2 protein-coding genes are annotated in these 2,567 nt (G+C 58.8%); one reads left to right on the forward strand and one right to left on the reverse strand.

From position 1 onward, the window contains the following. Positions 1–824: aldehyde dehydrogenase family protein (locus EOA29_RS32605; RefSeq protein WP_127222155.1), on the forward strand; the 824-nt coding region annotated here is incomplete at its 5' end. Between the two features lie 399 nt (positions 825–1,223). On the opposite strand, the gene EOA29_RS43430 is transcribed toward EOA29_RS32605, so the two are convergent. Beyond that, complete coding sequence (locus EOA29_RS43430) at positions 1,224–1,907, reverse strand: transposase (RefSeq protein ID WP_245468642.1); 684 nt, start codon at positions 1,905–1,907, stop codon at positions 1,224–1,226. Positions 1,908–2,567 lie beyond the last annotated feature (660 nt).

Raw genomic sequence — 2,567 nt, forward strand, 5'->3', positions numbered from 1 at the left:
CCTCCGATGGCGGGGCGACAGGCCAGGAACTTTGCGCCAATCCCAAGGTGCGTAAGATCAGCTTCACAGGCTCAACCGAGGTCGGACGGCTGCTGATGCGGCAGTGCTCGGACCAGATCAAGAAACTTAGCCTTGAGCTCGGCGGCAACGCACCGTTCATCGTCTTTGACGATGCCGATGTCGACGCGGCGGTTGACGGCGCGATCCAGGCAAAGTTCCGCAATGCAGGCCAGACCTGCGTTTCGGCCAACCGCCTCTACGTCCAGTCAGGCGTGCACGACGTGTTTGTCTCAAAATTCGTCGAAAAGGTCCGTCAGCTTTCGGTGGGCGACGGCTTCGAGCCCTACGTAGCAATCGGCCCGCTGATCGACAGGCAAGCGCTCGCCAAGATCGAAACTCACATAACTGATGCCGTCGCGAAAGGCAGCGCGATCCGGTGTGGAGGCGCGCGCATCGGCAGGGAAGGCACCTTCTTCCAACCGACGGTACTCACCGAAGTGACGAGCGAAATGGCGGTTGCGCAGGAAGAGACATTCGGGCCATTGGCGCCGGTCATCTCGTTCGTGGACCCGGATCAGGTCGTTCGTGAGGCCAACGACACGATCTATGGGCTTGCTGCCTATTTTTACGCTTCAAATCTCAAGCGCGTCTGGCAGGTTGCCGAGGCACTTGAGTACGGAATGGTCGGCATCAACACCGGCCGCATGTCCTCGGAGGCAGCTCCCTTCGGCGGCATCAAGCAATCCGGCATCGGACGCGAAGGGTCGCGCCACGGGCTCGAGGATTACCTCGAGATGAAATACCTGTGTATCGGTGGGCTATGATCTAGCTGCCAGTTCAGCACGGCGCCGCGGCTTAGGATCGCTCGTTCGCCAGCTACGATGTCCGACTTGAACAAACAACAAAGGACGGTTGACCTGACCCAAGAGCAGCGCCCTGCCGGACTCCTCCCCCGCGGCACACCCTTGGAGGAGTGCTAGGTCGAGCGCTTATTCTGTGGCCAACGTTATTATTTGCTTAGGGCGCTGTGGCCGAAGCAAATGCTCTTCTGCAAGAAGCGCCGCAGCGGCCCAATTGCTGTGGGCCGCCATACCCCTAACGCGGCCATAGCCCCCCGCTCAAAGTCAGGCGAGAGACCGACTGCTCGGTTCAATCGGGGCTAGCTATTGGGGACGTCTCACGCCTGCCGTCGCCGCTCCCGGCTGTCTGCGAACCAGAGGATTCTAAGCCATGCCAAGCTTCATTTTGAGTTCCGCGTTCTCCTTGCGAAGGCGCTGAGCGAGCAGCGCTTTTAGACGCTTGTTTTCATCCTCGAGCGCCAGCAGGTCCTTGAGATCGTCGCCACGGGCTTCGGGTGCGGAGGCCCGCTTCCAGTGATAGTAGGTCTGTTCCGAAATGCCCGCCTGCTTTGCCGCCAGTTTCAAAGTGCCGCCGCGGTCCATGGACTTTTGCATCTCGGAGAGCTTCTCGGCTCGCTCCTTTGCAGAGTAGATTTTGCGGCCGTTTCGAATTGGTGCCGCCGCGTCTGACGTCCGAGCCTGCGTCTCAGCACCATTGGTATGAGCAGACAATGATTTCGCTGGCTTGGACTTGCGCGATTGCGTAACCTTTCTCTTGCCCTTTGGCGTTACCACTTTCGAAGGCAGGTCAGAGGGGGATGAAGTTTCAGCGGCATTCGTATCCGGCATAATAATCTCCGCTTGCGGATTGAACAGATATTCAGGATCCGACGAGGATACGGTGAAATCAATAGTCTGACAATTGGGCTGCTCTGCCGCCTCCGCCAAGCTCTTTGTCTCGGCGATGGCCGCCGATATGTCCAAATCCCCCCAAATCGACCGCGCCTGTTTTGAAATGCCGCGCTTACGTTTGACTTCCAAGATAAATGGTCGGGTTTGACGCCTCATACTGGTTCCTGTGAGATGATGCCAAACGGTCCGGGGCAGTCCGGTTCCGCGCCGGCGTTTACCCTCCGGCATGCGCCTTGGCAACTCCCATCATCGCGTTGCATCCTCCACCGCAGATCGTCACGAACAGAAAATCCGCAAGAAGGATATGCATAATTGGTCCCGCACGGCGCAATTCAGTGAGCTTGGAAGGCTCTCACCACCCACAGAATTGCTCGAATCTGCGGCCGACAAGAAGATGCATTGTAAGCGCACCAGTTTAGAGCCGATAGCGCCATTGGGATCGGAGAGACATGTTGCGCTTGCATGAGATCACCGCCGGCACAAGAAGCCCGACGGCCTGTCCGCCTGCGAGTCGTCCTGGTCGGCTTGGTGTGGGGTCGGGCGTTCCCCCCGCCTGTAATTCGCGAGGACGCTGATAATAGCCCGATGGGCTTACGGAATGGGCATCTGTCGGAGGCAACTGGCCTGCAGTGGTGCGCGCGCTATATCGCTTGCGCGGACCCCAGGATCGTACAATTGAAAAAGGGCGCCCGGGAACTGGGCGCCCTTCTTATCGGCGAATGCTCGGGATTGGAGGTCAGTGTCCAAGCAATCCGCCGACAACCAAATTGAAGGCTCGCAGGCACCGCTTCGAATGCGGGGAGCGAGCCACTCAGT

The sequence above is a fragment of the Mesorhizobium sp. M1E.F.Ca.ET.063.01.1.1 genome, from assembly GCF_003998155.1.
Taxonomy (GTDB): domain Bacteria; phylum Pseudomonadota; class Alphaproteobacteria; order Rhizobiales; family Rhizobiaceae; genus Mesorhizobium.

Bases quoted from the DNA above. Each gene is read 5' to 3' on its own strand.
- EOA29_RS43430 (WP_245468642.1), bottom strand. From the start codon at position 1,907: ATGAGGCGTCAAACCCGACCATTTATCTTGGAAGTCAAACGTAAGCGC.